Origin of the sequence: Neisseria sp. CCUG12390 (genome assembly GCF_047837985.1) — a bacterium.
Lineage (GTDB): Bacteria > Pseudomonadota > Gammaproteobacteria > Burkholderiales > Neisseriaceae > Neisseria.
Genome location: NZ_CP181244.1, coordinates 112,630 through 127,905, shown reverse-complemented (window position 1 = coordinate 127,905; position 15,276 = coordinate 112,630). Strand labels below are relative to the sequence as shown.

The 15,276-nt window shown below is 47.7% G+C and carries 18 protein-coding genes and 4 tRNA genes; 6 read left to right on the top strand and 16 right to left on the bottom strand.

Annotation, left to right across the window (positions count from 1 at the left end; all coding sequences use genetic code 11):
* Positions 1-84: 84 nt before the first annotated feature.
* The 15 genes from rpoB to ACM67E_RS00570 form a co-directional block, all read right to left on the bottom strand.
* Positions 85-4,263 (bottom strand): DNA-directed RNA polymerase subunit beta, encoded by a 4,179-nt coding sequence (gene rpoB, locus ACM67E_RS00640; RefSeq protein ID WP_416191752.1) that lies wholly within the window; start codon positions 4,261-4,263, stop codon positions 85-87.
* Between the two features lie 201 nt (positions 4,264-4,464).
* Entirely contained in the window at positions 4,465-4,836 is a 372-nt protein-coding gene (gene rplL / locus ACM67E_RS00635; protein WP_416191751.1) for a 50S ribosomal protein L7/L12, read from the bottom strand.
* Between the two features lie 57 nt (positions 4,837-4,893).
* Positions 4,894-5,394 carry a 50S ribosomal protein L10 gene (rplJ, locus tag ACM67E_RS00630; RefSeq protein WP_416191750.1) on the bottom strand — a complete coding sequence of 167 codons (501 nt, stop codon included), beginning with the start codon at positions 5,392-5,394 and terminating at the stop codon, positions 4,894-4,896.
* Between the two features lie 220 nt (positions 5,395-5,614).
* Positions 5,615-6,310, bottom strand: a complete 696-nt coding sequence (rplA, locus tag ACM67E_RS00625; protein WP_416191749.1) for a 50S ribosomal protein L1 — start codon at positions 6,308-6,310, stop codon at positions 5,615-5,617.
* Entirely contained in the window at positions 6,310-6,741 is a 432-nt protein-coding gene (gene rplK, locus ACM67E_RS00620; RefSeq protein WP_416191748.1) for a 50S ribosomal protein L11, read from the bottom strand. The genes rplA and rplK overlap by 1 nt, the downstream gene beginning before the upstream one ends.
* A 105-nt stretch (positions 6,742-6,846) precedes the next feature.
* Positions 6,847-7,380, bottom strand: a complete 534-nt coding sequence (gene nusG, locus ACM67E_RS00615) for a transcription termination/antitermination protein NusG (protein ID WP_416191747.1) — start codon at positions 7,378-7,380, stop codon at positions 6,847-6,849.
* 2 nt (positions 7,381-7,382) lie between these two features.
* Entirely contained in the window at positions 7,383-7,634 is a 252-nt protein-coding gene (gene secE / locus ACM67E_RS00610; RefSeq protein ID WP_416192704.1) for a preprotein translocase subunit SecE, read from the bottom strand.
* A gap of 161 nt (positions 7,635-7,795) precedes the next feature.
* Positions 7,796-7,871 (bottom strand) — tRNA-Trp (locus ACM67E_RS00605).
* Between the two features lie 6 nt (positions 7,872-7,877).
* Complete coding sequence (gene tuf / locus ACM67E_RS00600) at positions 7,878-9,062, bottom strand: elongation factor Tu (RefSeq protein ID WP_416191746.1); 1,185 nt, start codon at positions 9,060-9,062, stop codon at positions 7,878-7,880.
* 61 nt (positions 9,063-9,123) lie between these two features.
* Positions 9,124-9,198: transfer RNA gene (locus ACM67E_RS00595), tRNA-Thr, on the bottom strand.
* 11 nt (positions 9,199-9,209) lie between these two features.
* Positions 9,210-9,283: transfer RNA gene (locus ACM67E_RS00590), tRNA-Gly, on the bottom strand.
* A 30-nt stretch (positions 9,284-9,313) separates the two neighbouring features.
* Positions 9,314-9,397: transfer RNA gene (locus ACM67E_RS00585), tRNA-Tyr, on the bottom strand.
* A 98-nt stretch (positions 9,398-9,495) separates the two neighbouring features.
* Positions 9,496-9,747: a YfhL family 4Fe-4S dicluster ferredoxin gene (locus ACM67E_RS00580; RefSeq protein ID WP_002215364.1), complete on the bottom strand. Its 252-nt coding sequence runs from the start codon at positions 9,745-9,747 to the stop codon at positions 9,496-9,498.
* Between the two features lie 110 nt (positions 9,748-9,857).
* Positions 9,858-10,445, bottom strand: coding sequence for a 16S rRNA (guanine(966)-N(2))-methyltransferase RsmD (gene rsmD, locus ACM67E_RS00575; protein WP_416191745.1), 588 nt, complete (start codon positions 10,443-10,445; stop codon positions 9,858-9,860).
* 116 nt (positions 10,446-10,561) lie between these two features.
* On the bottom strand, positions 10,562-10,942 hold the full coding sequence (locus tag ACM67E_RS00570) for a helix-turn-helix domain-containing protein (RefSeq protein ID WP_416191744.1): 381 nt from the start codon (positions 10,940-10,942) through the stop codon (positions 10,562-10,564).
* 142 nt (positions 10,943-11,084) lie between these two features.
* Here ACM67E_RS00570 and ACM67E_RS00565 point away from each other — a divergent pair, with 142 nt between their 5' ends.
* On the top strand, positions 11,085-11,780 hold the full coding sequence (locus ACM67E_RS00565) for a hypothetical protein (RefSeq protein ID WP_416192703.1): 696 nt from the start codon (positions 11,085-11,087) through the stop codon (positions 11,778-11,780).
* Between the two features lie 47 nt (positions 11,781-11,827).
* Here ACM67E_RS00565 and ACM67E_RS00560 read toward each other — a convergent pair whose 3' ends face one another.
* Positions 11,828-12,157, bottom strand: a complete 330-nt coding sequence (locus ACM67E_RS00560; protein ID WP_416191743.1) for a hypothetical protein — start codon at positions 12,155-12,157, stop codon at positions 11,828-11,830.
* 204 nt (positions 12,158-12,361) lie between these two features.
* Between ACM67E_RS00560 and ACM67E_RS00555 the strand changes: the two genes are divergently transcribed.
* The 5 genes from ACM67E_RS00555 to ACM67E_RS00535 all read left to right on the top strand — a co-directional run bounded on the left by ACM67E_RS00555 (position 12,362) and on the right by ACM67E_RS00535 (position 15,244).
* On the top strand, positions 12,362-12,490 hold the full coding sequence (locus ACM67E_RS00555; protein WP_416191742.1) for a hypothetical protein: 129 nt from the start codon (positions 12,362-12,364) through the stop codon (positions 12,488-12,490).
* Positions 12,491-12,528: 38 nt separating this feature from the next.
* Positions 12,529-13,449: an aspartate carbamoyltransferase gene (pyrB, locus tag ACM67E_RS00550; RefSeq protein ID WP_416191741.1), complete on the top strand. Its 921-nt coding sequence runs from the start codon at positions 12,529-12,531 to the stop codon at positions 13,447-13,449.
* A 10-nt stretch (positions 13,450-13,459) separates the two neighbouring features.
* A complete protein-coding gene (gene pyrI / locus ACM67E_RS00545; RefSeq protein WP_416191740.1) occupies positions 13,460-13,918 on the top strand; it encodes an aspartate carbamoyltransferase regulatory subunit in 459 nt (152 codons plus the stop codon).
* 149 nt (positions 13,919-14,067) lie between these two features.
* Positions 14,068-14,718: a hypothetical protein gene (locus tag ACM67E_RS00540; protein ID WP_416191739.1), complete on the top strand. Its 651-nt coding sequence runs from the start codon at positions 14,068-14,070 to the stop codon at positions 14,716-14,718.
* 100 nt (positions 14,719-14,818) lie between these two features.
* Positions 14,819-15,244, top strand: a complete 426-nt coding sequence (locus ACM67E_RS00535) for a hypothetical protein (RefSeq protein ID WP_416191738.1) — start codon at positions 14,819-14,821, stop codon at positions 15,242-15,244.
* Positions 15,245-15,276: the final 32 nt, after the last annotated feature.

The following is a 15,276-nucleotide window of genomic DNA, read 5'->3' as shown; positions in this document are numbered from 1 at the left end:
TAAACATTTTTTGTTGTGCACATTCCGAATGCTGTTTTCTTTTCAGACGGCCTGTGTTGATAAAAGGCCGTCTGAAAATTCAATTTAGTAACGTTCCAAATCGATATCCAAGCCCAATGAGCGAATCTCTTTGACCAGTACGTTGAAAGATTCCGGCATACCCGCGTCGATTTTGTGTTCGCCTTTCACGATGTTTTCATACATTTTGGTACGGCCTGTCACATCATCAGACTTCACAGTCAGCATCTCTTGCAGCGTGTAAGCAGCACCGTAAGCCTCCAGCGCCCAAACCTCCATCTCACCGAAACGCTGGCCACCGAACTGGGCTTTACCGCCCAACGGCTGCTGGGTAACGAGCGAGTACGGACCGGTCGAGCGGGCGTGCATTTTCTCATCAACCAAGTGATGCAGTTTCAAGTAGTGCATCACGCCGACGGTTACTTTGCGGTCAAATGCCTCGCCTGAACGGCCGTCATACAGCGTAATTTGGGTTTTACTGTCGTTAAAGCCCAATTTCTCCACTTCGGCATCCCCGCTCGGATAGGCCAGATCCAACATTTCGCGGATTTCCGATTCTTTCGCACCGTCAAATACCGGAGAAGCAAAAGAAGCCCCCTTACGCAGGTTAGAAGCCAATTCGATGATTTCATCATCACTCAAACCGTCAATATCTTCAGGTTTGCCGCTGCTGTTGTAGAGTTTGTTCAAGAACTCACGCAGTTCGCTGACTTTACGCTGCTCTTGCAACATGCGGTCAATGCGCTCACCGATACCTTTGGCCGCCCAACCTAAGTGGACTTCCAAAATCTGACCGATATTCATACGCGACGGTACGCCTAACGGATTCAGTACAATATCAACCGGACGGCCGTCTGCCATGTAAGGCATATCCTCTACCGGGAGAATGCGCGATACCACACCTTTGTTACCGTGGCGGCCGGCCATTTTGTCACCGGCTTGCAGACGGCGTTTGATGGCGATGAATACTTTCACCATTTTTTGTACGCCCGGCTGCAATTCGTCGCCTTGGGTCAGCTTTTTCTTCTTCACTTCATACAACTCGTCCGCTTCTTCGCGTTTTTGTTGCAGGCTCAGCTTAATCAGTTCCAACTGCTTGGCCAAATCTTCATCCGCCAAACGGATATCAAACCAATCATGCTTGCTGGCAGCAGAAGCCAAGTATTCGGCAGTAATTTCGCTGCCTTTGGCCAACTTCATCGGACCACCGTTGGCTTTTTGTCCGACAATCATGCGCTCGATACGGTCAAATGCATCGTTATCGAAAATACGGAGTTGATCACTCAAGTCTTGGCGGTAACGCTTCAATTCGGAATCAATAATCGACTGGGCACGTTTGTCACGTTGGATGCCCTCGCGGGTAAACACTTGCACGTCAATCACGGTACCGCTCATACCAGTCGGCATACGCAGTGAAGTATCTTTTACATCAGATGCTTTTTCACCGAAAATCGCGCGTAACAGTTTTTCTTCAGGCGTCAATTGGGTCTCGCCTTTAGGTGTTACTTTGCCCACCAATACATCGCCGGCCTCCACTTCAGCACCGATGTATACGATACCGGATTCGTCCAGACGGTTTTGCATACGTTCAGATAAATTCGGAATGTCGCGGGTAATATCCTCTGCACCCAATTTGGTATCACGGGCAACGACATTCAATTCTTCGATGTGGATAGAGGTATAGCGATCATCGGCAGCTACTTTTTCAGACAGCAAAATCGAGTCTTCGTAGTTGTAACCGTTCCAGGGCATGAAGGCGATGGTCATGTTTTGACCCAGTGCCAATTCGCCCAAATCGGTTGACGCACCGTCGGCCACCAAGTCACCGCGTTGCAATACATCGCCTGCTTTCACGGCCGGACGTTGGTTGATGTTGGTCGATTGGTTGGAGCGGGTGAATTTCACCAAGTTGTAGATGTCCACACCCACTTCGCCGGCAGTTGCTTCATCATCATGTACACGAATCACCACACGGTTAGCATCTACATATTCCACCACGCCGCCGCGACGGGCGACAATGGCAGTCGCCGAGTCAACGGCCACCGAGCGTTCGATACCGGTACCGACCATCGGTTTTTCAGGGCGCAAACAAGGCACGGCCTGACGCTGCATGTTCGCACCCATCAAGGCACGGTTTGCGTCATCGTGCTCCAAGAAAGGAATCAGGGAAGCCGCTACCGACACCACTTGCCCGGTTGCTACATCCATGTACTGTACGCGGTCAGGTGTGGCCATAATGGTTTCACCTTTTTCGCGGCAAGTTACCAGATCACCGGTCAACTTACCTTCTGCATCCAGTTCGGCATTGGCCTGTGCAATTACGTAACGGCCTTCTTCAATGGCTGACAGGTAGTCGATTTGATCTGTTACTTTACCGTCAATCACACGGCGGTATGGCGTTTCCAAGAAACCGTAATCATTGGTACGGGCATAAACAGACAATGAATTAATCAAACCGATATTCGGCCCCTCAGGCGTCTCAATCGGACACACGCGGCCATAGTGGGTCGGATGTACGTCTCGAACTTCAAAACCCGCACGCTCACGCGTCAAACCACCCGGGCCCAATGCAGATACACGACGTTTATGCGTTACCTCGGACAACGGGTTCGTCTGATCCATAAACTGACTCAATTGGCTTGAACCGAAAAATTCTTTAATCGCAGCAGACACAGGTTTGGCATTAATTAAATCAGTCGGCATCAGATTTTCAGATTCAGCCTGATTCAAACGCTCCTTAACTGCACGTTCGACACGCGCCAAGCCACTACGGAATTGGTTTTCAGTTAATTCCCCAACCGAACGTACACGACGGTTACCCAAGTGGTCGATATCATCTACTTCACCATGGCCGTTGCGTAATTCAACCAATGTGGCAATAGAGGCCACAATATCCTCGATACTGAGTACATAACCGCCTTTTTCAGCCGCACCGGCAAAAGTTTCGTTAAGCAGACGGCCATACCATGAACCTTGTTGAGCTTCAGATAACTTTTGTTCGTATGTACGAGTATTGAATTTCATACGGCCCACACGCGACAAATCATAGCTGTCCTCGCTGAAAAACAAGCGGTTGAAGAGCATTTCAACGGCTTCTTCGGTAGGAGGTTCGCCCGGGCGCATCATTCGGTAAATAGCAACACGTGCAGCTTGCTGATCAGCTGTCTCATCAGTACGCAAAGTATTAGAGATATAACCGCCCTGATCCAGCTCATTCACATACAAAGTGGTAATTTGCTCAATGCCGTGAATATCCAGTTTGGCCAGCAATTCTTCTGTAATTTCATCATTCGCAACAGCCAATACCTCACCGGTATCCGGAACAATCAAATCAGCCGCCAATACTTTACCCAATAAGATTTCAGGATCAATGTCCAAGCGTGTCAAACCGGCATTCGCAATATCACGGATATTTTTGGCAGTAATGCGCTTACCCTTAGTCACCAGAACATTGCCGTCTGAATCAACAATATCCGTTTTAGCTGTCTCACCTTTCAGACGGCCTGGGATTAATTCAGTTTGCACACCGCCTTTTGACAAGAAGAAGGTTTCTTTATCGTAAAAGGTATCTAAAATCTGCTCATTATTGTAGCCCAAAGCTTTCAGCAGAATCGTCACCGGCATTTTACGGCGGCGGTCAATACGGAAATACAGCAAGTCTTTCGGATCGAACTCAAAATCCAACCATGAACCGCGATAGGGAATAATCCGTGCAGAGAATAACAATTTGCCTGAAGAATGGGTTTTACCGCGGTCATGTTCAAAGAAAACACCCGGAGAACGGTGCAATTGCGAAACAATCACACGCTCGGTACCGTTGATAACGAAGGAACCGCTTGGCGTCATCAGCGGGATTTCTCCCATGTATACTTCGTTTTCACGCACCTCTTTTACCGTCGGCTTAGAGGCTTCTTTATCCAAAATCACCAAACGGATGCGTGCACGTAAAGGGGCAGCATAAGTAATGCCCCGCAGTTGGCATTCAGGAATATCGAATAGAGGTTCGCCTAAAGTGTAATGCACAAACTCCAGTCGAGCATAGCCATTGTGACTGACGATTGGAAAGATAGAATTGAATGCAGCTTGCAGTCCATCATCAGTACGCTTATCAAAAGCATTTTCTAATTGCAAAAATTTTGCATAAGAATCAATTTGAGTTGCCAGCAAAAAGGGAACTTCCAATACGTTCTCTCGTTTGGCAAAACTCTTACGGATACGTTTTTTCTCGGTAAACGAATAGTTCATATACACTCCGAAGGGTGACTTTGAATGGAAATGCCGTCTGAAAAAGTTGAGACGACAATTTTGTGATGTTATTTACATTTATTTATATTTGCTTCAAGATACAAATGCAAATAAATGTAAATAATTATTTTCTGAGCAATTATGACGCAAAATAAGGCTGGCAGATATCTGCCAGCCTTTACTGAAAGTATCAAATAATGATTATTTGATTTCGACTTTAGCGCCAGCTTCTTCCAGTTGTTTTTGAATGTCTTCAGCTTCAGCTTTAGAAACACCTTCTTTCAATGTTTTAGGCGCACCGTCAACGATGTCTTTAGCTTCTTTCAAGCCCAAGCCTGTGATGGCACGAACAACTTTAATTACACCAACTTTTTGTTCACCAGCAGAAGCCAAAACCACATCGAATTCAGTTTTTTCTTCAGCAGCAGCGGCACTCGCACCAGCAGGGCCGGCAACAGCAACAGCTGCAGCAGAAACACCGAATTTTTCTTCAAAAGCTTTAACCAAGTCATTTAATTCCATAACGGTCAAAGAACCAACGGCTTCCAAAATGTCTTCTTTAGTAATAGCCATGCTATTTAAACTCCAAATATTGTATTAAAAATAAATTTTCAAATGAAATAAAATCGATTAAGCAGCTTCTTCGCCGGCTTTTTTCTCAGCCAATGCAGCCAAACCGCGTGCAAACCCGGCAACAGGAGCCTGCATAACATACAACAGCTTAGACAACAATTCTTCACGGCTAGGAATGGAAGCCAACTCACCAACTTGAGCAGCATCCATTACATCGCCATTATAAGAACCGGCTTTAATAACGATTTTGTCATCTTTTTTCGCGAATTGATGCAGCACTTTTGCAGCAGCTACAGCATCTTCAGAAGCAGCATAAACTAACGGACCAACCATGTGATCTGCCAGCCCTGCAAATGAAGTGCCTTCTACTGCGCGACGAGCCAAAGTGTTTTTAAGAACGCGCAAGTATACGCCTTCCTTACGTGCATTTGCACGCAACTCGGTCATGCTAGCAACACTGATACCGCGATATTCTGCAACCACCAGAGTTTGCGCATTAGCAATTGCTGCGCTAATCTCTTCAACGGCTACTTTCTTGGTTTCAATATTGAGACTCAAGGTCTACCTCCCACTGTTTATCAATAGAATACTTTACAGCATTCCACCAGCGCGGTAACCTAAAAAGACATCTTACAAGCTTTCTTGCAATTTGTTTCAGGACTACCGTCTGCGTAGGGCAATAACGATTAAATCTTACGATCCCTACGGTCTTGGACATCTACTTAATATTTTAAGTAGCCCAAATCCAGACAACCTTAAAAAGGCCGTCTGAAAATTTTTAGTTGTTTACGCTAGAAGTATCTACGCGAACGCCTAAACCCATTGTGCTTGAAACGGCAACTTTACGTAAATACTGGCCTTTTGCAGCAGCAGGTTTTGCTTTTACGATGGCATCCAATAATGCGTCAAAGTTTTCTTTCAAATCAGCTTCAGCAAATGAAGCGCGACCGATAGTAGCATGCACGATACCTGCTTTATCAGTACGATATTGAACTTGACCAGCCTTAGCATTTTTCACAGCTTCAGCAACATTAGGGGTTACAGTACCAACTTTAGGATTAGGCATCAAACCACGCGGACCCAGGATAGTACCCAATTGGCCGACGATGCGCATTGCATCTGGGGAAGCAATTACAACATCAAAGTTCAAGTTACCACCTTTAATCTCAGCAGCTAAATCATCAAAACCGACAACATCTGCACCGGCTTCTTTAGCAGCATCAGCATTGGCACCTTGAGCAAATACTGCCACGCGAGTGGTTTTACCGGTACCTTTGGGCAATACTACGGAACCGCGAATCACTTGGTCAGATTTACGGGGATCAACACCCAAGTTAAATGACACATCAATTGACTCATCAAATTTAGCAGTTGCTGCATTTTTCACCAAAGCAATTGCTTCATTGATCGCATATAACTTATTCGCCTCAACAGAAGAGCGCAAAGCTTTCAAACGTTTAGAAACTTTAGCCATTATACACCCTCCACATCCAAGCCCATTGAACGAGCCGAACCAGCAATAGTACGTACTGCAGCATCTAAATCAGCAGCCGTCAAATCAGGCTCTTTAGTTTTTGCAATCTCTTCCAATTGAGCACGGGTTACTTTACCCACCTTATTAGTCAATGGATTTGCACTACCTTTTTGCAGACCGGCAGCTTTCTTTAACAGAATAGAAGCAGGAGGCGTCTTCATCACAAAAGTGAATGACTTATCTGCAAATGCAGTAATCACAACCGGAATCGGCAAACCAGGCTCCATACCTTGAGTTGCAGCATTAAATGCTTTACAAAATTCCATAATATTCAAACCACGCTGACCCAATGCCGGACCAACAGGAGGAGATGGATTGGCTTTACCTGCACCAATTTGCAGTTTAATGTAGCCTACAATTTTTTTTGCCACTTAAGAACTCCTAAAAGACGGGTATAACGCGGAACCATTCCGCTCCCCAAAAACGAATTTTTAATTATAATACTTAATTTCTTTTAATTCAATACACTAATTCAATTAAATCTTTTCAACCTGCCCAAACTCCAACTCTACAGGTGTTTCACGCCCAAAAATTTGTACAGAAACACGTAGCTTGTTGCGCTCATAATTGACTTCATCCACCACACCATTGAAATCTGCAAAAGGCCCTTCGTTTACACGCACCGATTGACCCACCTCAAATTCAACTTTTGGCTTCGGCTTTTCAATACCGCTGCGAACCTGTTGCATAATGACATCAGCCTCACGCTGAGAAATGGGCAATGGGCGATTGGCAGTACCACCAATGAATCCTGATACACGAGGTGTACTTTTCACCAAATGCCAAGATTCGTCTGTCATTTCCATTTCAACCAAAACATAGCCCGGGTAGAATTTACGTTCACTAATCGTACGGCGACCATTTTTAATATCGACCACCTCTTCGACCGGAACCAAAATTTGACCGAAATAATCTCCCATACCCTCTCGGGCAATGCGTTCTTTCAATGTTTTTTGGACATTTTTTTCAAAGCCGGAATAAGCCTGCACAACATACCAACGTTTTGACATTTTTATCCCCTCTTCAATAAGAAATCAAAAAATAACCATGAAACAGCTGTATCTACCGCATAGATAAATGCAGATAAAACCGCTACAAAAACAATGACGAATATAGTCATCTTAACCGCATCATCACGAGCAGGCCAGACTACTTTCTTGAATTCAAACCATGAATTCCGAAAATAAGCGAATAACCCTTCACGCTGCAGAGAAGGCACATTATTGCCAGACTTGACAACCTGCTCCGCTTTATCTTCAGGCATACGGTCAGCCATATCAAACTCACTTTCCATAGCATTTTATAGTGTCAACAATATGAAATCATACCGTTTACAGTAAGTATGCAATGGTTAAAAACATAATTTTAAAAAAGAAATAAATAGAAAAAAAATTAACCGGCACTCAGGCCGGTTAATTTTTTATTTGGCAGGCCAGGAGGGTCTCGAACCCCCAACCCTCGGTTTTGGAGACCGATACTCTACCAATTGAGCTACTGGCCTTAATACTTAAGCGATTACAGAAGAAACAACACCGGCACCGACTGTACGGCCACCCTCACGGATCGCAAAGCGCAAGCCTTCTTCCATGGCAATCGGCGCAATCAGCTCGACAGTAATAGTCACGTTCTCGCCCGGCATCACCATTTCTACGCCTTCTTCCAAAGTTACCGCACCGGTAACGTCTGTCGTACGGAAGTAGAATTGCGGACGGTAGTTTGCAAAGAACGGAGTATGACGGCCGCCTTCTTCTTTGCTCAATACGTATACTTCCGCTTTGAATTTGGTGTGCGGAGTAATCGAACCCGGCTTAGCCAATACCTGACCGCGTTCAACTTCTTCACGCTTGGTACCGCGCAACAATACACCTACGTTATCACCTGCCTGACCTTCGTCCAGCAATTTGCGGAACATTTCCACACCGGTACAAGTGGTTTTTGCAGTGTCTTTCAGACCTACGATTTCGATCTCGTCACCTACGTGGATGATACCGCGTTCTACACGACCGGTTACTACGGTACCGCGGCCGGAGATTGAGAATACGTCTTCGATTGGCAACAGGAACGGTTTGTCAACGGCACGTTCCGGAGTCGGAATGTAGCTGTCCAATGCGTCGGCCAATTCAAAGATTTTGGCTTCGTAAGCTTCGTCGCCTTCCAAAGCTTTCAATGCAGAGCCTTGGATAATCGGGCAATCGTCACCAGGGAAATCGTAGCTTGACAACAAGTCACGGATTTCCATTTCAACCAACTCCAACAGCTCGGCATCATCAACCATATCGCATTTGTTCATGAATACCAAGATGTACGGTACGCCTACTTGGCGACCCAACAAAATGTGTTCGCGGGTTTGCGGCATAGGGCCGTCAGCGGCTGATACCACCAAAATCGCACCATCCATTTGTGCGGCACCGGTAATCATGTTTTTCACATAGTCGGCGTGACCGGGGCAGTCTACGTGCGCGTAGTGGCGGGTCTCGGTTTCGTATTCTACGTGTGAGGTATTAATGGTAATACCGCGCGCTTTTTCTTCAGGTGCATTATCGATTTGGTCGTAAGCTTTCGCCGAACCACCGAATTTTTTAGCCAAAATAGTCGTCAGCGCAGCTGTCAATGTGGTTTTACCATGGTCAACGTGACCAATGGTGCCAACGTTTACGTGCGGCTTGCTACGTTCGAATTTTTCCTTAGCCATGGTAATAAATCCTATCTAAGTGCAATAAAAAATTAAAATACGGTTAAATTAAATAATGAGATGGTGCCCATGGGCAGATTTGAACTGCCGGCCTCTCCCTTACCAAGGGAGTGCTCTACCCCTGAGCTACATGGGCTAACTGTCATTTGGAGCGGGTGAAGGGAATCGAACCCTCACCGTAAGCTTGGAAGGCTTCTGCTCTACCATTGAGCTACACCCGCATACTTACTTTTGCTCCAAAGTAAGAATTTTGGTGGAGGGAGAAGGATTCGAACCTTCGAAGCTCACGCAACAGATTTACAGTCTGCCCCCTTTGACCGCTCGGGAATCCCTCCAAAAGAGAACGCTAGTTTATTTATTTCCATTTATCAAGTCAAGCAATATTTTCAACATTCTCTTAAAAATCTTACAACAAGCTGATTCTATAAAAAAATTACTTGAATTGGATGATTTTCTCGTATTTTGCCATCAGTTCGTCGTGTGTCTCCGGATGCTCTTCGTCAATCAAAATACAGTCTACCGGGCACACCTGCTGACATTGCGGTTCGTCATAGTGGCCGACACATTGCGTACACAGGTTTGGATTGATTTCGTAAATTTCCTCACCTTGGGAGATGGCATCATTAGGGCATTCAGGTTCGCATACATCACAGTTAATGCACTCATCTGTAATAAAGAGCGACATTTCGTTTCCTTTTGTATTTATTGAATTTTAAAACCGACGGGCGCGGATTATAGCATAAGATGCAGAAAAAACCGTATTTTCAACAAATGTTTACACCCAGGTAATGATTCTCAAATCCTATGCTGTTCAGCAGCTTGCGCATAACGCAACAATTCAAACCGGCTTATTCCGGATTTGCCCGCACGGTATTGCGCCAACCATTCGGGCTTTTCCGGCATCTTCCCTGCTTCAATATAGACCATTGCATTGATTTTCAAGTGAGTTTGCAACAAATCAAACAAAATTCCCCATTCCTGCCACGCAAACGGCGGATCCAAGAAAACCACATCAAATTTTCCAACCTGATTTTTCAGATAGGCAAGGCCGTCTGAAAAAACGGTTTCCACCTGCGTCAATCCCAATTCACGAACGTTTTTTTGTAAGGATTGCAAGGTTTGGCGGTTGTTCTCCACCAATACCACCTGCTTGGCATGGCGCGAAGCGGCTTCCAAGCCCAACGCACCACTGCCGGCAAACAAATCCAGTACCGTTTTGCCGGTCAAATCCTGCCCAAGCCAGTTGAACAATTTCTCGCGTACCATATCCGGCGTCGGACGCAAGCCGTCTGCCGAAGCAAAGGACAGCTTACGGCCGCGGCATTGTCCGCCGATAATGCGCACTTGGTTGCTGTGTTTCTGATTGTGTTTCGTATTTGCCATAAAAACCATAGACTGAGGCCGTCTGAAATTTCAGACGGCCTTGAATAAACCGTAGTACCGATTATACCGTAAGTCGCCAAAAAGGCCGTCTGAAACTTTTTCAGACGGCCACAAAATCAATCTGCCTTTTCAACCAACTTGCGCAACAATTCGATTTCCCGTTCTTTCTGCGCCAGCATTTCACGACAATGCTTCAATTCCTGTTTCAGCAATTCCAGCCTGCCGTTCATGTCTCCGGAAGCATAAAGGGCAATGTCGCCACCACTATCGCCCTCATTAATCTGCAACACCAAACCGCTGTTATTTGACTTTAACAAATCCCACATATCCACCTTAAAAATCGCCGCCAACTGTTCCAAACGCGGAATATTCAACTGCGTTTCACCGCGCTCAATCTTGGCATAACCACCTGCCGACATCGCCAGCTTCTCCGCCATGTCCTCCTGCGACCACTTGTGCAGTTCGCGCATCAAGCGGATTTTTTCGTGGGTTTCCATAATTGAACTTTCTGTATAGATGGTTAAATTTTAAGGATAGATTTTAAACTTTTGGACACTGGCTAGGCAAGCGCATGACAAATAGAATAGCTCATCTTGGCTGCATTTGGCCAATTGGTTTTACATTTATGGTAAAGGGAACATCATGTCAGATTTAAACTTAGGCAACAGCCTGTTTCAAGGCTATAACGATCAAAACGGTTTGATGATTTGCGGCTACGAGTGGGGCTGGAGCAAAGCCGATGAAGCGGCTTATGAGGCAGGAGAGCTTCATCAGCCCGAAACCGAAACTGAGCATACTTTCGCCAACAGAGCCCGTCATTACGGCGAACAGGCGAAAAAGTGGCGTTACGACAATGCGGTTAAAAAATGGTTCGAACTGTGGGGACACCCCTTAGATGAAAACGATTTGGGCGGTGCATTTGAAAAATCCATCGTACTGACCAATTGGGCAGCCACTCAGGGCAACCACATCGACAACAAAAACAAATTTATCCAGCCCGAACACATCGAGAATTTTCTCTACCATATCGAAAAACTGCGCCCGAAAGTGATTCTCTTCATGGGCAGCAGACTGACGGATTACCTGAATCACCGCGATGTATTGCCGCGCTTTAAACAGATTGTCGGCGAGCAAACCGCACCGTTAAAGGTTGAACAGAAAGCATCTGACGGAACGCGTTTCAAAGTCCGTTTCCAATCCTTTGAACGCTGTGAAGTAGTCTGCCTGCCCCACCCCAGTGCCAGCCGAGGCTTATCAGATAAATATATTGCGCTGTTCGAGCCGGAAATGAACCGGATTTTGTCGGACTTCAAAACCGAGCGCGGATTTAAATAAGCTGTAAGGCAAAGGCCGTCTGAAAAATTTTCAGGCGGCCTGTTATGTTATTGGGCAGATTTCGTTTGACCGCAGGCGTTTACCGCAGCCCGGGTGCGTGCTTCAATATTCGTCAGCGGCGTGCCGACAGACGCGTTCTTCATTTCCTCGCGCGTAACCGAATCGGCCAGTTTCAGGCTCGCGCATTCGCATAAGGCTTTGATTTCGGCGGTTTGCGCTCCGGCACTTTCCAGACAGGATTTCGTGCTGCTTTCGATAAAGCCTTGGCGGAAGCCGGTGTAGAATTCTTCGCTGTCGGTATAGGATTTGGCGGCATCCTCCGAGCAGGCGGCGAGTATGAGGGAGGCGGCAATCGCATAGGACAGAAAACGCTGCATCGTTTTTCCTTATTTGAACACGATAAAAGCCGATTATAGAAGAAAATGGCTGATGTCCGCTAAAGAAATGTTTCAGACGGCCTGTTTGATTTGAATCAGGCCGTCTGAAAAAACGGCTTAAAAAACAGCGGCGAATCTGTGCAGACAGACCGGGGATATGCGATAATAAGGCCGTCTGAACCATGTGTATGTAAACGGTGCGTCATGAACACCCTGCTTTCATTTTACCGTTTTGCGACTGCTGCCTTCGGCGGCTGCCCGACTGTTTCCATCTTCCCGCACGGCGGGTTTTTTTATGGGTGTTTCGTGCTGCCGAACGTGATGCGCAGATAATGGTTCCGCCTGTCTTGACATTGGAAAAAGGAAATCCCATGCCCAATCCGCTTTACCGTCAAAACGTCATTTCCATCGCCGATCTGACCACGCCGCAGCTGGAATTGCTGCTCAACACCGCCTTAAAACTCAAAGCCGAGCCGCGCAGCGATCTGCTGGAAGGCAAATTAATCGGTTCGTGCTTTTTCGAGCCGTCGACGCGCACGCGGCTGTCGTTTGAAACCGCCGTGCAGCGTTTGGGCGGCAAAATCATCGGCTTTGCCGACGGCGCGAACACCAGCGCGAAAAAAGGCGAAACGCTGGCGGACACGGCGCGCATTATTTCCAGCTACACCGACGCGATTATCCAACGCCACCCCAAAGACGGCGCGGCACGCGTGGCGGCGGAATTTTCGTCCGTTCCCGTGATTAATGCGGGCGACGGCACCAACCAGCACCCGAGCCAGACGCTGCTGGATTTGGTGACGATTTTCGAAACCCAAGGCCGTCTGAATAACCTGAAAGTCGCCATGTGCGGCGATTTGAAATACGGCCGCACCGTGCATTCGCTGTGCCAGGCCTTGAAACGCTGGGGTTGCGAATTTGCGTTTGTGTCGCCGCCGAGCCTGGCGATGCCGGAATACATTACCGAAGAATTGGACGAGGCCGGTTGCGCATGGCAGACGTTCGACAGTCTCGAAGCTGCGGCGGAATGGGCGGACATTCTCTACATGACCCGCGTGCAGCGCGAGCGTTTCGACGAGCAGGAGTTCGCCAAGATTCAGGGCAAATTCAATTTGGACGCGGCCATGCTGACCAATGCCAAACCGAATATGCGCGTGCTGCATCCTTTGCCGCGCGTCGATGAAATCCATCCGAATGTCGATGCCACGCCGCATGCATATTATTTCGAGCAGGCCACCAACGGCGTGTATGCGCGCATGGCGATGTTGTCGCTGGTGTTGAACGAAGAAGTCTGAGGAGCGCGAAATGGAAAAGAAACAGTACAGCGTCGAAGCGATTCAAAACGGCACGGTCATCGACCACATCCCTGCCGGCAAAGGTTTGGCGATTCTGCGCCAGTTCAAGCTGCTGCATTACGGCAGCGCGGTCACGGTGGGTTTTAACCTGCCGAGCAAAACGCAGGGCAGCAAAGACATCATCAAAATTACCGGCGTATGGCTGGATGCCGCCGCCGCCGACCGTTTGGCTCTGTTTGCACCTGAGGCGGTGGTGAACGTCATCGAGGATTTCAAAGTCGTGTCCAAACGCCGTCTGACCATGCCGTCTGAAATCAGCGAAGTGTTCCGCTGCCCGAACACCAATTGCGCCAGCCACGGCGAACCGGTGAAGAGCCGTTTTTATGTGCGCACGCAAAACGGGCAAACCCGCCTGAAGTGCCATTATTGCGAAAAAACCTTCTCGCGCGAATCGGTGGCCGAAGCGTAAGTGGCTTGCCGAAGCCGATTCAATTGTTCCGAAATCCGACCGTATGGCATAAATGCTTAAATCATAACCGGATAATCTGTTAGAATAAGGCCGTCTGAAAATCAAGGTTATTTTTCAGACGGCCTTTTGAATATTGTGACGGGAACACCATGAATTCATCTTTCCAACGCCGATTTGCGCCGATTTTACATGTGCTGATTTTCTTCGCCGGTTTCTTCACCGCCTGTTTGTGGTTCAATCCGCAGGACTATCTGGCCGATCTGCCGCTGACGCTGATTGCCATTGCCGCCGTCGCCCTGATTTGGCTGGTTTATGCGGTCATGTCGGTGCGTGCCGACCAACGGCGCGAGATGCTGTATCGGGAGACCCTGATTCATAAGGAAAGCGTGCATCCGGTTATCCATGCGGCGGTTCACCGCGTGGAAGACAAGCCGGAAATGCTGGTGTTGGCGTTGCGCAATTACGGCAAAGGAATGGCGGAAAAGGTCAAGATGCGCGTCGAAGTGATGTCGGACAATCCGTCTGCGCATACCGTGGCCAAAGCCATGACGCAGCTTCCTGCCGTTGCCGAAGGCATCGACCGGCTGGCTTCGGGCGAAACCTACGGCGGTATTTTCGCCGACAGCCGCGTGTTGGCCGCCGATTTGCCGAACCAGGAATTCAGCGGCCTGGTGCGGATACGGATTGATTGCGAAAACACTTTCGGCGATGCCTGCGCCTCGGAATCCGTATTGGATTTGGGCCTGCTCAATCAGGTTGAAATCCGGGAAGACAAGCCGCGCAAGAAATTACTGTATTGATTTAACCCTTGCGCTATACATTGACCTTGAAACAAATTATGCTCTTTCAGACGGCCTCGGCAGACATCGAGGCCGTCTGAAATATTTTAGGAGACGCCAAATGATGAGTTTGACCACGATTATTATCGCCGTGGCGGTCACGGTCGTATTATTGCTGATTACGTTTATTGCCCCCAATCCGATTACCGGCATCATGACGCTGGTGTTTGCCGCGCTGATTTATTTTGTATTGTGGCCGAAATATGACGGCGGACGGCAGGCTCAGGCGCACGGCGTGGAGATTCAGGCGGCGGTGCAGGAAGTGCGGCATTGGAACGGCGGCAGCAGCGACAATCCGAAAGACAAATACGAAATCATCGCCCTTGCCCCCAATCCCGAAAACGGCAGAATGCAGCAATTCGTCAGCCCGCCGATGACCACCGACCCGCAGCCGTACCTGAAAGACACGGTAACGGTTAAAGTCGATTGGTCGAATCCGAAAGCGTATATCATGGATTTGTCGTTTTTACCGTTTAAAGTGGATTAGGCAATCTGTTTTGAGGCCGTCTGAAAAATATT